Origin of the sequence: Brevibacillus choshinensis (genome assembly GCF_001420695.1) — a bacterium.
In the GTDB taxonomy this organism is placed as follows: Bacteria; Bacillota; Bacilli; order Brevibacillales; family Brevibacillaceae; genus Brevibacillus; species Brevibacillus choshinensis.
In genome coordinates, this window is record NZ_LJJB01000010.1 from 1,337,722 (window position 1) to 1,353,578 (window position 15,857).

Below are 15,857 nucleotides of genomic sequence, written 5' to 3' on the forward strand. Positions count from 1 at the left end.
ACAAAAAAGAGCCTAGCATGTAAACTAGGCTCTTTCATCGGCTACTACTTATTTCGCCAGTGCGTCAGCATCTTTTTTCAGCGCTTCTGCTTTGTCTGTTTGCTCCCAAGGAACATTCAGGTCGTTACGGCCAAAGTGACCGTAAGCAGCAGTTTGCTTGTAAATCGGACGACGCAGGTCCAGTTGCTTAATGATACCAGCAGGACGCAGGTCGAAATGTTTGCGAACCAGTTTCACGAGATCTTCTTCGGAAACGGTTCCTGTACCAAATGTATCTACTGCGATGGAAACAGGTTGTGCTACCCCAATTGCATAAGCCACTTGGACTTCGCATTTGTCAGCCAGACCTGCAGCCACGATGTTTTTCGCTACATAACGAGCTGCGTAAGCGCCGGAACGGTCCACTTTGGTTGGATCTTTCCCGGAGAACGCACCGCCGCCATGACGTGCATAACCGCCGTAGGTGTCTACGATGATTTTGCGGCCAGTCAAACCAGCGTCCCCTTGTGGTCCGCCAATTACGAAACGGCCCGTTGGGTTGATGAAGTATTTGGTCTCTGCATCCAGCAATTCAGCTGGAACTACAGGTTTGATTACGTGTTCAACCAGGTCTTTCTTGATTTGCTCCAAAGTTGTTTCAGGAGCATGTTGGGTGGAAATAACGATCGTGTCGATACGAACTGGTTTGTCACCATCGTATTCAACGGTTACTTGTGTTTTACCATCCGGGCGCAGGTAGGACAGAGTGTCGTTTTTGCGCACTTCAGTCAGACGGCGAGCCAGTTGGTGTGCCATGCTGATTGGCAGTGGCATCAGTTCAGGTGTTTCGTTGCAAGCAAAGCCAAACATCAGACCTTGGTCACCAGCACCGATCGCTTCGATCTCAGCGTCGGTCATTTTGCCTTCGCGCGCTTCCAGAGCTTGGTCAACACCAAGAGCAATGTCAGCAGACTGTTCGCCGATTGCAGTGATTACACCGCAAGTATCAGCGTCAAAGCCAAACTTCGCACGATCATAGCCGATCTCACGAATCGTACCGCGAACGAGCTTTTGGATGTCTACGTAAGTGTTTGTGGTGATCTCACCAGCAACCAGTACGAGACCAGTCGTTACGGACGTTTCGCAAGCGACACGCGCGTTTGGATCTTTGGACAAGATGGCATCAAGAATGGAATCGGAAATTTGGTCACAAATTTTATCCGGATGTCCTTCGGTTACGGATTCAGATGTGAACAGACGACGACCTTTTTGCAAAGCCATGAGAAAATTACCTCCTTTGACCTCATACAAATAGTGTGGTAGCCGAGTCAGGATTTTATCGACGTAAACGCAATAAAAAAACCTTTTCCAACAAGTGGGAGGAAAAGGTTTGAGCGCTTTATGCTTCCTTCATCCTCTTATCGGCCAGAACAGATGTCCGTTCTGCTGGTTAGCACCGCTCTAGTCGGTTGCCGGGCTTCATAGGGCCAGTCCCTCCGCCTGCTCTGGATAAGAGTATCCATTACGGAATATAGAATAATTGTTTTTCTCTATGGTGTCAATAGACTTTTAACGGAGCTCATATTTGCCGCGCACCATTACGTGAGAAACGCCATCGTAATTGGATGCCAGACGCAGTCCACGGTTGTCAGAGCGAGCAATCAGCAGCAGATGATTCGTGCCGACAACCGCTCCTCCTTTGAGGTCTACACCAGCGGTCAGGTCAGTCAGACCGTCGCCTTTGTTCCCTGCTACTGCTTGTACTTTTCCTGTACGAACGATAAACTCTGTTCCCTCGAAACCGTACAGGGTCTGTCCAGAATTTACCTCCACGACAGTCAGCGTGCTTCCTCCACCGCCTGCTGCCTGGATCTGCTGATCCACGTAGCTCTTCGTTACGACAGGATCGTCTACCGACCCTGGCACGCCTCCTACGCCGTCTGCCATTGCCTGAGAGGCAAACAGTGCCGTTCCTCCGATTGCTGCTGCCAGCAAGCCTTTTGTGACTGGTTTCATCATCGATTACCTCCCCGGATATCGCTTTTAAAATTTATAAGCTTTCGTAATCAGGACCACTACCTCTGCCCGTGTGGCGATTCCCTGCGGTTTGAACGTCGCACCGTAACCGTTTAGCCAGTTTCTGGATGTGAGTGCTTCAATCGCTGGCGATGCCCAGTGACTAGTGGATACATCTCGATAGCTGGACGTGCTGCGCTTGTACAACAGCACATTATGCGCACGAGCGATCATCGAAGCCATCTCAGCACGAGTAATCGGCTGATCTGGTTTCATTTGCTTGTTCGGGTAGCCCTTCATAATGCCTACCTGGTAGGCGATTCCCATGTTGTTGTAAGCCCAGTGCTTCTTGGACAAATCGCGGAAGGTCGTTTTGCCTGTATAAGACGAGGCAACAGGCAACCCATCTGAACGCATCGCTTGAATGAGCATCGTCGCAAATTGCGCACGGGTCACAGCTTGGTTCGGCTTGAATGTAGCATCATCAAAGCCTTTGACAATGCCTCGATTGCTCAGGCGAACGATCTCTGGACGTGCCCAGTGGCTGGAAATATCTCGATATCCGCCAACCAGAATTTGCTGGTTCACCGTCAAACGATACGCATCGTATTTAAAGGGAACTCCACTATTTAGACGGATGTAATACTTACCAGGTTTCAGACGAAGTCCTAAAATTTCCTTCCCCTGATCGGACAGCTCTGCTACCTCATTGGTCGAAGCCAGAGCGTAGTTGAAGTTATTCTCATTGTACAAGGCAATTCTCACGCCGGATGAGACCGGAACAAAGGGAGCTCGAATATAGACGTATGATTCCGTACTGACAGTAAATTGGAACCAGTCAGAATCGGTAGCGGTCGGTAATGTTCCTGTCATTACGGTACCGCCGGCTAGCTGTGATGCCTGACGATAGGTATCATTAGGCTCATTTACATCTTTTTTCACCGGTGTAAAGCTCAAGTCCAACCGGTATTCCCCATTTACCGCATTTTGCTCATATTCGCTGACGCGGAGAAAATACTTTCCTGGCGAGACTTCTTTCTGTGCCCGCTCTGTCGGATCATCGCGATCACCGTTGTCATACAGCGGATCCCACGTCGTGCTTTTTCCTTGTTCCTGTTTTCCGATTGCCAAAACAGGATCCATGCGCTTGTTATCAGGTGTCACACTCACATTCAGATGCCCATACTCACGGACGTAATAGGAAAACCAGTCCTGGTCTCCTTCATCATGGAAGCTGCCGTTTACACTGATCTGATTGCCCACAAGCGGTCTGGCAGTGCCCATGGTATCGTTCGGTTCATTGCGGTCTGGGTTAATACTAAACTTGCTAGTCAGCACGTAGGAAAAGGCATTCACGCCCCCGTTACGCACCAGCCTGATATCCATTCGCCCAGCCTTTGCAGATACCGTAATCGTATCTCCATTCCCGATGTAATGGGTAACAGGTGTACGATTCTCCGAATAAAAAGTAGCAGCCATTGGAGAAGATACGGTGGAGTTCACAGACGCAGTTAGACTTACTCTTCCGTCGTACGGGACTTCCATTTTAAACCAATCATCCGTGTCGTTCGGTCCTAGATTCCCACGAATTTGCGACTCGATAGGGAACGCTTTGGCACGCGACAACACGTTGTTTGGCTCCAGAAAATCATTGGACATCGGAGAAGTGACCGCTTTTTCCACATTAAGCAAGCCATATCCTGTCCGCTTGTCCCATCCGCTCTCACCCAGATTCGTCGCCGTCTGGTAGAGTAATTGCCGCACATCAATCGGCTTTAGCTTGGGGTATCTCGCCATGATCAGAGCAGCTGCACCAGCGACCTGGGGAGCAGCTGCAGAAGTTCCGCTAAACGATCCGTATGTACCCCCTAGCTTCGTCGTATACACATTCAAGCCTGGCGCCATCAGATTCAGCTCTGGGCCTGAATTGGACTCATAGATTGGTTCGTTGTTGCTTTTCACTCCCCCAACCGCAATGACAGTCGGGTAGGCAGCCGGATAAGCCACCCGGTTTCCCTCGTTACCACTCGCCGCAACCAAGACAGCTCCATTTGCCTCTGCGCGATTAATGGCATTAGTCAGCGCTCTGGAGTAGGACATACTGCTCACAGACATGAGAATGACCTTGGCACCTCTGTCCAAGGCAGTATTAATCCCTTGTGCTACGAGATCGAGATCTGCAACCGCTTTTTTGTCCAGAACCTTGATCGGTAATACTTTGGCATTCCAAAGAACCCCCGAGACCCCTATCCCGTTATTCCCCTTGGCAGCCAGTACACCAATGACTTCCGTTCCATGTCCGTTGTCATCCTGTGCCGACCGCGCAGATGGGACCAGATTAATCCCGGGCAACAGGTTTCCTTTCAGATCTGGATGGTTGTAGTCAGCTCCTGTATCCAGTACGGCAATGGTCGTCGAGGTATTGCTGTTCACTGTTTTCCATGCCTTGTCTGCCCTGATCTGGTATATATGCTGCTGGTTGTCGATGTAGCGGTCATTTGTCGCGTCTGCAGCCATCGTCGGCTGGACATCAGCGATCGTCATCGTGACGCCTACAGCAACTGCGAATACTGCTGGTATCCATTTCCTCATGAAAAACAGTCCTTCCTTCTCTCCCCTGCCTGTATTGTGCAGTCTAAAAGGAATTCAGGTGATTGACTTCTTTTCTTAGCATAGCGGAACAAAAGGGGGACTTGCAAGCTCGAATATCCAATATTTGGAATGTTCGAACGGTAGAAAGACCCTTTTCACCGTGGGCAAAAAGGGTCTCTTCATTATTGCAACAAACCTTTGTTGTTCTCCACTGCATTATTGGCAGAAGGTTGTTTTTTACTTTGTTTTGCTTTTGGAATGACAGCTGAGAGCTTCGTCAAATCCACATCATCCTGTTTAATGGATGTAGCAGGGATGTCAAACGCCCACACTCGGTTGCTTTTTGCCTCAACCTTCATGTTTTGCATCGTGTATTGTACACGAGCTACGTTGTTCCCTAGTTCGTCATTTACGATGATCGGTACTTCCGTGAATTCCAAGCGCTTTTCCAGACCGTTGCGGAATGCCACAACCACTCTGATTCCATTTTCTTCACCTGGCATGATATCCAGTACTTGCAGATCAACCTGACCGGATTCAACAGGCGTCGGCTGATTAGCTTGTTTCAGATATTTCTCTGTTTCCTCTTGAGAGAGTCCTTGGCTCATTTCTTGCCCGCCTTCCTCTTTTGGAGATGCTGGCTTTTGATAAGTAAGTGTCAATGGCACTTCTTGTTCTGGCAGTTTGCTAAACTCATTCCAGCGAAACATGAATTCGAAAGGACGGCTGCACAGATCTCCGATTGGACCCGACGGAATCAAGTCAAAGGTCTTCTTCGCCACGACTTCACCCTCGGCTGTCATCAGGGTCAGTGGAAGCTTCTGCAGCAACACACTTCGATCCGTAGCATTTCGAATATAAGTGAGAACCACATATCCCTCATCTGTTACCTGTGTAAAGAAAGGAACGATCCCAATCTCATCACGCACAACTGGAGGCAGTTCGTCGTGAATGTATTGCAAGAGCTCTGTTTCCGCTTCTTCTAATTTGTTATCCCATGGACCGTTCATCATAAGATCCAGTTCTTTGGAAGCGATACGTGTAGAAGACTGCTCAGGATTATCAATCCCCGAAACACCCAAATAAAATTCCTTGTGCAAATGCTCGTGAATATCCTCACGCACTTGCTCCAGGCTTTCTTTCGATCCAAACCAATTTTCCAATAACCAACTCATATGTCAACCTCCTCAGCCCTACGACAGAAGTTTCTCATTTACCGTGCTACTCTACATTCAGCACCCATCTGCGCAGGTTAGCATTTGGTTTTTTTACAACGTTCGGTGGGAATACAATGATCCATGGGCGGCTGTGACCAGGTTTGACGCGGACTGTACTCGCATCCACAGAACCTTTTGCCACCACATCTCCGTCTTGATCCGTAATGGTAATTTTGATTTTCTCTGGGTTGTACATGTTCCTCATGCCGTTGCGGAACAGCATGCCCGCTACGAGTCTACCGTCATTTGCCATAGCAATATCAAATCCGGTCACTTGTACAGTGTCTGCCGGAATTGGCGGCAACGAATGAGACAGTGATTCCAGACGATCTTTTTGCCGTTCTGTCATGCGCTTTTCCATCTCTGGATCCAGCTCCAAAAGATCCGGCCATACATGTGTACTCTTACCAGCCTTCATGACCACTTTCCAGCGTTTGAAAGTGAAATTGTCATGCAGGAAGGACTCTTCCGGGAACAACATCTCCCATGGACGGCTAGTATGTGGCGGGATCGCTCCCATCTCAGACAAATCCACTTTCATCCGTGCAAAAGGCTTATCGTCCAAAAAAATAGCCATGCGTAAATTTTTAAAGCGCACCGGATGATCCAGTGAATTGCGGAAGAACATCGTCACCGTCAGTCCGCTCGGTCCAGGAATCATGCTAAATCCGGTCACACTAATACTCCCTCGAGCCATATCAGGCAACTCAGCCTGCAGGAAGCGCAGTGTGTACTTTTTCTCAGCATCAAGCTCTTGCTCCCACATCGGGTGCAAGGACAGCTCTGTATGAACGGTGTTACCTACCGCAGGTTTTGCGGTACTCGCACCCTTTTCTACATCGGCTTCAATATCACTCAGTTCACTGAAGTCGATCGTCGCTTCTTCCTGGAGCTCCTTTTTCAGCTCGCCTTGATCTTTTCCAAACCAGTTCTTAAAGAATGAAAACATGTGTTACCTCCTCAAACGTCCGGACGCGAACGATGCTACATTACTATCATAACCTTTTCGATAAACCCGATCAAATCTCCTTGCCTGCCCTTGCGGCTTAGCCCTGTGGCACGCCAACCTTCCATCGAGAAAAATCAGGCTCTTGCTTGTGAATACTCTCCGGTGGAAAGATAAATAGCCAAGGCTTGCTCGTATTTGCGTTTACGGTCAGGCTTTCCAGTTCAAACAAACCTTCTGCCACTTTTTCACCCGTCGCATCATAAAGCTCTAGCGGCAGCTTTTCAAAAGAGAGAGACTGGGCAGAACCGTTTCGAATCAACAGCATAGCGTTCAGTGCCCCTGTATCGTCACGACGAATCTGCACACTCTGAATGTTCACTTCTCCTTCTTTAATAGAAGGGAGTCCTTTAGCCAGCTCGATCAGTGAATTTTTCTGCTCATCCGACAACGCTTTGATCCAGGACTCTTCCAGCTCTAGTTGCTGAGGCAAGACCATTTTCTTTTGCGCCATTTCAAAGGCGATTTTCCAATTCACCAACAGGACATCCACTTGTAAAAAGTGCTCCCGTTTAAATACAAACGACCACGGTCTTGCAGAACGCGGCGGAATCTCACCTATTTCAGCCAAATCAAAGAGTTGGCGGGTAAACAATTGCTGATCCCCAAACAATACCACGAGTGTCGTCTCACCCAAATTTACGGGACGATCTGAGCTATTGCGGACAAATGCCGTCACTTCAATCCCAGCATCATGCGGAACAAGCGATGTACCAGCGAGGGAAATATTGCCCTCTGCTAATGGTTCCAGTTCCTGTGCCATGAAGGATAGCGCGTATCTCTCCTGTGTGCTGAGCTTTGATTCCCAAGATTCATGCAGAGAAAGTGCTGTCACGACTCCAGAGGACGTGTTCTGCGTTTGTGGTTGATCCTGCTGTTCGGTAGCAGCGGGCAGAATGGATTCTTCCTGCACTTGCTGTCTGACCTCTTCAGGTGTGGGAGTATTCCCCAATAAGTTTTTCAAGAAGGATAGCATAACGTCTCTCCCAACTTTTCTCTACATCTATATAGAGTTCTGTTCGTCATTCACTATAGCACAGTGACACCCGTTTGCAACCTCGAAAACTTGGGATAATCCCGCGGTTATCCCCGCTAATCCGCATGGTACTGGTGCCCCTTCGCTATCGCCTCTGACCGATGGGTAATATTTGTTAGGATACCTGTAAGCATAGGCGATGTCAAGGAATGGCAAAGCTCCCTCCTTTATATAGAAGCATTTCCGCTTCATTAACGGAGACAAGTAAGATTAAATATGAATTATTTACCATATACAGATAAGGTTTACATAAATGCTCTCTATTGCTAAAATAATGGTGTTGAATGAATTTCTTGGGGATCTACTTGCCAGCTGACCTCCTCAGCTGGCCACCTTTTTTACAAAATAGTACCCAGCCGGATCAATCGCCAAACGCCAGACATGCTTGCTGCTGTCTGGCGTTTTTCTTGTTTCTATGGCGCTACTGTAATGGATACTCGTACCGTTTTACCACCATACTGAGCCGAGATCGTAGCACTGCCCGCTGCTTTTGCTGTTATTACTCCGTTTTCCTCCACACTTGCCACGCTTGCATTGGAAGATGTCCAAGTGATTCCTTCCTCGACCTGTTCGATGGAGCCGTCGCTATACGTCGCCTTAATCTCTGGCATATAGACTTCGTCGGTCTCCAGTGCCTTGCGGGTCACATCTGCTTGCAGCTGCTTTAATCGCGTGTCCACACTGATTCTGACGGATTTCCCTCGATACGTAGCAGTCAGTGTGGTCGTCCCAAAGCCTTTAGCGACGATCTGTCCATCTTTATAGATCGCCACCTTGGCATCGCTTGACTTCCAATCCACTCCTGAGGTCACCACTTCATTTTCTTCCCCATAGATTGCCGCTATATTAATAGAAGAAAAATGACCTGGCTTCAACAGAATTTTGCTCGGGCTCGCCACTAGCTTCGTGATGTTCACGTTGACTCGGATTTTTACCGTCTTGTCTCCGTACGTAGCTACGATGTACGTACTGCCCATATTCTTTGCCGTGATGACACCGTCCTGTACCTCGGCAACCTCATTATTTTGCGACTTCCAAGTAACGTCTCCTGCTGCTACGGTGCCCTTGGATTTATCGCCATACGTAGCTGTCAGCTCTACCGTCGCTGTCCCATCAGGCTTCATGGTTAATGAAGTCTTAGACGCAGCTAGCTTCGTGACGGTAATCTCTACCGGTATGGATACCGTTTTGCCTCCATACGCTCCAGAGATGGTCGTTTTCCCAAAACCTGCAGCCGTTACGACCCCGTTTTCCACGACAGCGACCTTTTTATCTTTCGTTTGCCATTCGACGTCTTTGGCAGCCACAGCTGACTTAGTGCCATTTGTCAGGTAGGCAGTAAGGGTAATGGTCCCGCTCCCATTCGGAGGCAAGGACAGTTTGCTTTGGTCTGCCTTCAGGCTACTTACAGTAACCGTTGTTGGCTCGGGATCCTCAGTGCTGGAAGAATCGGACTGTATCGCCAGATAAGCATTGACCAAGCCATACCCAAACTGGTCATCCCGCCCCGTCTTGCCCAAGTCAGTCGCTGTCTCCAGAAGGCGATTCGTCAGCTCTTTTACACTCATGCCTGGATCACTTGCCTTGAGAAGTGCGGCTACCCCGGAGACAAGTGGTGTCGCTTGGGAGGTACCGCTCATATACGCATATCTGCCTCCTGGATAGGTACTCAGGATGTTCTCGCCAGGGGCCGTCAGCTCAACACTAGAGCCGTAATTGGAGAAGTTGGCCAGCTTCATGTTTGCGCCTACTGCACTCACCGTAATGACACCTGGAATCGATGCAGGAACATAACGATCAGTGTTGGCCGCTTCATTGCCTGCTGCTGCCACAACCAAGGCACCTTTGTCCATTGCGTATTGGACGGCGTCTGTCAATGTTCTCGGTGCCTTCTGTCCACTTTCCAGCTCCGCTCCCAGGCTCAGGTTGATGACATCTGCGCCCAAGTCAGCCGCGTCCATGATGGCTGTCGCTACATCATACATATCGCCCTCACCTTTTCGGTCCAATGCCTTTAAAGGGAGGATTTTGACGTTTCGGTTTCCCACCACTCCTGCAATGCCCTGTGAGTTGAGCTTGGCTGCAATAATTCCCGCGACATGTGTACCATGCCCCTCGTCATCCTTGGCATCACGGTCATTATTCACATAGTCAATGTCATTTGCCGTATCGACTCTACCCTTTAGATCGGGGTGCGTGTAATCGACTCCGGTATCGATCACCGCAACCGTCACTGGCGAATCGCCACTCGCCGCTTCCCATGCCGCAGGAGCTTGTATCTGATCCAAGCCCCACTGTTCTGAATAGTAAGCATCCTCGATCGATGCAGTGGCATACATGCGGATGTTGGGCTCTATGTACTCCACATTGGGGTCTGTTGCTAGTGATTGTAGTGCTTGTTCATCAGATGTCTTTTGTAGGCGGAGCAGCATGTGCTGGTCGGAGCTGTCTGCGAGAGTGGCTCCGTTGTTGGCTGCGCGCAGTTTGGTTGTTTTCTGCGAGGCTCCGTTACGGAATTTGACGATGTATTCTCCTGTTTCGTTTTTGGGAATATTTGTATATTTTGTAGTTGTATCGTCTGAAAAGGCATGGGCTGGTGTCAGCCAGGCTGGAAGGGATAGCCCGAAAAGCGTTAAGGCCAATAGAATTTTGGTGCAACGTGATGAGGCAACGGTTTCTCTCATGTCTCCTTCTCCTTCTATTCTCTATTTTATGGTTTGCGTTCCCTTTTTCGCGGGTTTGCAAACCGTGTATGAGCTTTAAAATTTATTCTATTTCTTACATCCATTCCATTTTAATATCAGGGATTTAGATTCGCTTTTGAAAAACAAGGGAAATGAGAAGATAGAAAAGCAGGAGAGTCTCCTAATGGTAGAGACACTCCTGCTTTCTTTTGCATCGCGAATTCTCCAGGCTGGAAAAACTGCGGGGATTCAATTATTAGGGAAACAAATCTCCCTTGTTTGTTCCCCCAACGCTTATTGTGATATCTGCCCTCGTACCAACCAGCTGGAAGGTGGAGGCATTGACTTGTACAGCGACGACTTTGACACCATTGGCACTCAAATTATCATTGAGGGCCTTCAGGACACCAGCCATATCGACCAGATCGGAATCCCATTTGAAGGTTGCCGTTTTCGTACCATCGCTAATCGTGAATTCCCGATTGGCGCTCTTGTCTTGATTCGGTGCATCAAATGTATTTGTATCAAAGAAATACTGCCAGTCCGTCCCATACAATGTTAATTTCTCGATTCCAGGCTGACCAAAGGTAAAGATCTTAAAGGTATTCCCTTGGTTGGATCCATCCCAGATTACAGTGGCCCCCATCGTGCGGTTCATGAGCCCATTTACTCCACCAGTGTCTAAAAAATGCTGCTGAATCTCGCTCTCTACTGCTGATCCAATGGACGCAGCAAATGTGGTGGCATACTCATTTTGCGGAATATCCCATGTCAAATCGATATTGACCTTATTTTTGCCGTCATCAATCGTGAAATGCTTCTTACTGCCTTTAAAACTGGACGTATTCATTGCTTTGCTCACGGCATTAATCTGCCCGGAGTAAACTGTAGAGAAATTAAACTTGTCCAGTTCTTTACTGGTAAGCGTCGGCATGACAAGAGAGTCCGTAGCGCTCTTCAGGGCAGTCACTTTTCCGTTTATATCAACTTGGGCATTCGTTATCGCCGTTGTTGCATCCTTTATAGAAGATACGGGATCTGAAGTCGGATTGATTGCTTGCCCTGCTGTTTTTGCCTGCTGCACAGCTGTTATGGCGGCGGTCACATCCTTATACACAGCCAGTGTGAGGTTTCCGCCCTTGTCGACATATGCACTTTGCGCTTGCTGAGCTTTGGTCACATCCACATCGGCGATCGCCTTCGCCAGGGCCTGCTTGGCGTTGTTCCTCTCAATGACCAACGCTTCTGTAGCTGAGTCGAGAGCGGTCAGCTTCGTGCTCAGTACAGTCTTGGCATTCGTAATAGCAGACTTGGCTGCATTCAGGTCAGCAACAGTGGATGCTGGTTCATCATGCGCAAGTTTTCCGGCGTCGACTTTCGCATTCAAATCTTGCTTGGCTGCCACTGCATCTGTATACACTACAGCCGCCTTATCTCCCAGTGCTGCCTCATAGTTGGTCAAAGAGGTAGCTGCACCTGCCAACTGTGGTTCGGCTGCTGTAATCTCAGCGCTCAAAGAGGCTCTGGCCTGCGCCAAATCCTTCAACTCCTGGGTGACAACTTTCAGTTTGTCTACCTTCTCATTCAGCACACCTTGGGCTGCAGTGATAGCATCCTTCGCATTCAGGAATTCTTCCTTGGTAGCAGACGCCTTCCCGATGAGTGTCTCTCCAGATGACTTGGCATCATTGAGCGCGTTTATGGCTTCCGTCACATCTGCATACACTTGTGCGGTATCTTTTCCGTTGGCACCCTTATAGTCGGATTGTGCGTTCACTGCCGCAGTGGTATTCACGGAAGAAATGGCATCGGTCAACGCTGTTTTTGCTTGATTCCATTCCTTCAAGGCTTGTGTGGCCGTTTTTACGTCATTTGTTTTAAGGGTTACTTCTGTTTGCGCCGATAGTACCTTGTCCCGTGCACCCTTCAGTTGTACCAATGTCGATGACGAACTTGCAAGGAACCCGTTAGCTTCCGTCTCCGCGCTATCCAATACTGCAAGCGCTACTACCAGATTGTTGTACACGACATCGCTAACAAGACCTCCGGCCGTCAGATAGCTTGCTTTGGCGTTATCCACCTCTGTCTTGTTAAAGGATGCCATTGCTGACGAGAGATCCGCTTTTGCCTGTATCAGCTCGTTCACTAGTTGTTGGGTTGCGGCTACCAGCAAGGTTTGCTTGTCTGCCAGCAGAGCTTTTCCGTCTGTAATCGCTGTCGTTGCTGCTACTACTTCTTGTAAAGTGGCATCCGATTTGGCATAAACGGCTTGTCCACTAGTCCGTGCAGCCTCCAGATCCGAGATTGCTTTGGCCACATCTTTGTAAACAGCCTTTTCCACATCACCTTGGACATTGGTATAAGCAGTCAAAGCCGCATTTGCTGAGGAAAGATCCAGCCCCGTAATCGTGTCATTCAACAAGGTTAGCGCTTGCGCGAGTGCAGCAGCCTCATCCTTTAGTCTCTTCGTCTCCACGTCCAGAAGATCGACTTTCGCATCCAAGGCATCCTGAGCGTTGGAGAGTACCGTAGTTGCTGAAGTTAGATCAGACAACACGGCAATTTTGTTCGCAAGGGTTGTTTCTGCTGCCGTTTTTGCATTCTGGAGTGTCACCAAACCTGTAGTGACATCCTTATAAACAGGGTGATCCGGATTTCCTTTTGCACTCACAAAAGCTGTCTGGGAAGCTGATGCTGTGGCTACATCCACTTGAACCACGGCATTCGTTAGCCCCGTTCTCGCCGCATCCAGCTGTGTGCCACGCAGCTCGGCGTTTCCTGGAGTCACATTTTTTGCATACTCAATACGGCTGATGCCATCCGCCCTTAAAATCGTCCCCACATTTGTGTTGCCAATCGTTACGAGGCCCGTGGTCACGCCTCCAAAATCAATGACCGGATTAGCCGCAGTCGGTTTCAATAGATAAGAGGCATGTTGAAAGGTCGAATGAATGTTTTCCGGTTTAGGAACGATCGTGAGCGCCCCTGTCACGGTTATGGTTCCCTCCACGGTGGGAGAACCGATTACCTGAATGGTAGCAGGGGTTTTTACCTGAATTCCACCTGTTGAAGTGGTATTGCCTTTGATGTTCAAGTCTGCATGCACGACAGATACGAATGGCTGGATCGCCAGGACAGCCAACAGACTGACAGAGAGGCTTTTTTGCAATGATTTTCTTTTCATTAATTCTTTCCTCCCCGTCTATTCGATAATGATCGGCCCATCGATCACTACATCTTCCAACGTGATGTCACTCGATGCGCTGATCGTGAGTGTGCCTTTAATATGACAATCCTTTAATGTGAAGTTCGTCGCGGTTATCTTAACGTTTAGAAAGGTTTTCCCTGAAACCGTTTGGCCATCTAGGCTCGATCCGAATGTTGCGGAAGGAATGGAAGGGACGGAAATGACAGGATCTGAGAAAGCAATGCCAAATTTCGGCGAAACAACATCGGCTTCTGCACCCAAGACTTTGTTCTTTGCAATAATGATTTGCAGATCATTCCCGCTATCTCGTGCAGCGTGATTTTTTGCACGTCCGGTAAAGGAAATCGTAAAAGTGGTGTCACTGATACGATCCAGCTGGATGTCCAATCCGCTTGGCAGGTTCTTCATCGTCACGTCAGCCGCTGAAAGATCCTTGGCGAGCTTGCCGTTTTCTACCGTTACAGTTTGCTTACCATTTATACTGCCGTCATTGGCAGACGCCTCCGGAATACTCAATACCTCAAGTTGAAGAAGCGGCTGATTCCCAGATGCTTTTACATCGACTTCGATACTATCCTTTTTCCCGTCGATCGTCACCGAGATCGTAGCCGTTCCTTTACCTAAAGCTGTCACTTTCCCGGATGGATCCACGACAGCTACCTTCTTGTTGCTAGAGGTCCATTGCACATACGTGCCTTTGACCGGATTTCCGCTTTTATCTTTCGCGATTGCTTCCAATTGGAGCGTGTCATCATCACTCGAACCGACGACCAGGTCAGCATCGTCAGCCTGATTCACTATTTCTACGGTTTTCACATCACTGCTTATTTTGGGAATGCTAAAGGATCTGGATTTTTTCGTGATCCCTTTGTACTCTACCGACACTTTTGCATACCGAGTCGAAGTGGATGGGGATATACGCTCAAATTGGAGCAGGGCCTTATTCTTTTTATCGTCCCAGCGAAAATCGGTAATGTCTAGCTCATCGCTTCCTTCACTGTCTTCTACACGGAGGGTAAAATCTTGTCTCTGTGGTTCGGATGAAGGTGTGCCATCCAAAAGAACGGTTGCAAGCCCATTTACGGCCGTTACACTCTTCAGCTTTGCTGGTGCTGGCAATACCTTAATATCATCGAAGGTATCCTTTTTACCGCCAATTGTGACCGTAATATCTGCTGTCCCAACGCCAACGGCTTTCACGATTCCGCCGCTGTAAATTCTTGCTACCTTTGTATTGCTGGATTTCCAGGTCTCTTTTTCTCCGGAAACGAAGTAACCATTTTCGTCGGTAGGGACCGCAACCAGCTTCAGGGTCGTATTATCCTTAGAGCCTAACGTTAATTCTCGGTTCTGGCCAACGACAAATATGGAGATAGCCTCTACCTTCGCACCTTTTTTTGCGATCGTATATTGTTCGGTCGTATGCGATTCCTCATAGACAGCTTCAATCTCTACTTCTTGTGCCTCTTTTTTTGCTGAGATCGGTGAAAAGGAGAAGAAGGCTGTATGGGAACCTTTATCCCATTTGAAATCTCTTACGGAAAGCTTCTGTTTTTTTCCGGCATCTGTTTTTTGGGTGAATGCAAAATCTTTACTGGTTGGAGTTTTTTGCGGGGGATCTGAAAGTATCAGGGAGATTGTTCCGTTGGTAACCTTCAGAGACTCAATGGCGGCCTCTGTAGCCTCCGTGGAGTCTGAGATTTCCTCCACTGTGTCTGAGTTAGACTGAGAATTGCCTGCGGGAGCAGTTTCGGCCAAGGCCTGTGGACTGATCGAGAAGAGTAGGATGATGATTGCTAGATACATCATAGATAGCTTTTTGAGTTTGCTTGGTCCTAGAGACAATGGGCTCACTTCCTTTCTATTAGTGGGAGATATGAAAAATAGGTAGTGTTTTACTATTGATTATTAATGTACTCTATGAATTTGGTCTTTTGCAATTATATTCTTTTAATGAAAATGTAATGGGTTGCATAAGTATATATCGATATATAATAAGAGTACTATGAAATAGTCTACATCTGGTACAGAGCTGCTTGGAGAGATGCCAAATTTTTCGAAAATGCTTTGTTAGTATAATAGGATGTTTTGAGATTGGCTATTATCGAAAGTTAATTAA

The 15,857-nt window shown here is 48.3% G+C and carries 9 protein-coding genes and 1 riboswitch; all 9 genes read right to left on the minus strand.

Features of this window, described 5'->3' with window-relative positions:
* Positions 1–48 precede the first annotated feature (48 nt).
* Positions 49–1,260, minus strand: a complete 1,212-nt coding sequence (gene metK / locus AN963_RS16535; protein WP_055745635.1) for a methionine adenosyltransferase — start codon at positions 1,258–1,260, stop codon at positions 49–51.
* A gap of 134 nt (positions 1,261–1,394) precedes the next feature.
* Positions 1,395–1,495, minus strand: a riboswitch (SAM riboswitch).
* A 53-nt stretch (positions 1,496–1,548) separates the two neighbouring features.
* Positions 1,549–1,998, minus strand: coding sequence for a hypothetical protein (locus AN963_RS16540; protein WP_236708001.1), 450 nt, complete (start codon positions 1,996–1,998; stop codon positions 1,549–1,551).
* A gap of 24 nt (positions 1,999–2,022) precedes the next feature.
* A complete protein-coding gene (locus tag AN963_RS16545) occupies positions 2,023–4,587 on the minus strand; it encodes a S8 family peptidase (protein WP_055745636.1) in 2,565 nt (854 codons plus the stop codon).
* Between the two features lie 182 nt (positions 4,588–4,769).
* Positions 4,770–5,762 carry an SLAP domain-containing protein gene (locus tag AN963_RS16550; RefSeq protein ID WP_055745637.1) on the minus strand — a complete coding sequence of 331 codons (993 nt, stop codon included), beginning with the start codon at positions 5,760–5,762 and terminating at the stop codon, positions 4,770–4,772.
* 46 nt (positions 5,763–5,808) lie between these two features.
* Positions 5,809–6,753 (minus strand): SLAP domain-containing protein, encoded by a 945-nt coding sequence (locus AN963_RS16555; RefSeq protein ID WP_055745638.1) that lies wholly within the window; start codon positions 6,751–6,753, stop codon positions 5,809–5,811.
* Between the two features lie 97 nt (positions 6,754–6,850).
* Positions 6,851–7,786, minus strand: coding sequence for an accessory Sec system S-layer assembly protein (locus AN963_RS16560; protein WP_055745639.1), 936 nt, complete (start codon positions 7,784–7,786; stop codon positions 6,851–6,853).
* Positions 7,787–8,259: 473 nt separating this feature from the next.
* Complete coding sequence (locus tag AN963_RS16565; protein WP_055745640.1) at positions 8,260–10,530, minus strand: S8 family serine peptidase; 2,271 nt, start codon at positions 10,528–10,530, stop codon at positions 8,260–8,262.
* 256 nt (positions 10,531–10,786) lie between these two features.
* Entirely contained in the window at positions 10,787–13,714 is a 2,928-nt protein-coding gene (locus tag AN963_RS16570) for a coiled-coil domain-containing protein (RefSeq protein ID WP_055745641.1), read from the minus strand.
* A gap of 18 nt (positions 13,715–13,732) precedes the next feature.
* The gene (locus tag AN963_RS16575; protein ID WP_055745642.1) at positions 13,733–15,583 is read right to left on the minus strand and encodes an Ig-like domain-containing protein; all 1,851 of its coding nucleotides are present in this window, start codon (positions 15,581–15,583) and stop codon (positions 13,733–13,735) included.
* Positions 15,584–15,857: the final 274 nt, after the last annotated feature.

Coding starts and splice junctions, on each gene's coding strand:
- metK (WP_055745635.1), bottom strand. CDS start 1,260: ATGGCTTTGCAAAAAGGTCGTCGTCTGTTCACATCTGAATCCGTAACC.
- AN963_RS16540 (WP_236708001.1), bottom strand. CDS start 1,998: ATGATGAAACCAGTCACAAAAGGCTTGCTGGCAGCAGCAATCGGAGGA.
- AN963_RS16545 (WP_055745636.1), bottom strand. CDS start 4,587: ATGAGGAAATGGATACCAGCAGTATTCGCAGTTGCTGTAGGCGTCACG.
- AN963_RS16550 (WP_055745637.1), bottom strand. CDS start 5,762: ATGAGTTGGTTATTGGAAAATTGGTTTGGATCGAAAGAAAGCCTGGAG.
- AN963_RS16555 (WP_055745638.1), bottom strand. CDS start 6,753: ATGTTTTCATTCTTTAAGAACTGGTTTGGAAAAGATCAAGGCGAGCTG.
- AN963_RS16560 (WP_055745639.1), bottom strand. CDS start 7,786: ATGCTATCCTTCTTGAAAAACTTATTGGGGAATACTCCCACACCTGAA.
- AN963_RS16565 (WP_055745640.1), bottom strand. CDS start 10,530: ATGAGAGAAACCGTTGCCTCATCACGTTGCACCAAAATTCTATTGGCC.
- AN963_RS16570 (WP_055745641.1), bottom strand. CDS start 13,714: ATGAAAAGAAAATCATTGCAAAAAAGCCTCTCTGTCAGTCTGTTGGCT.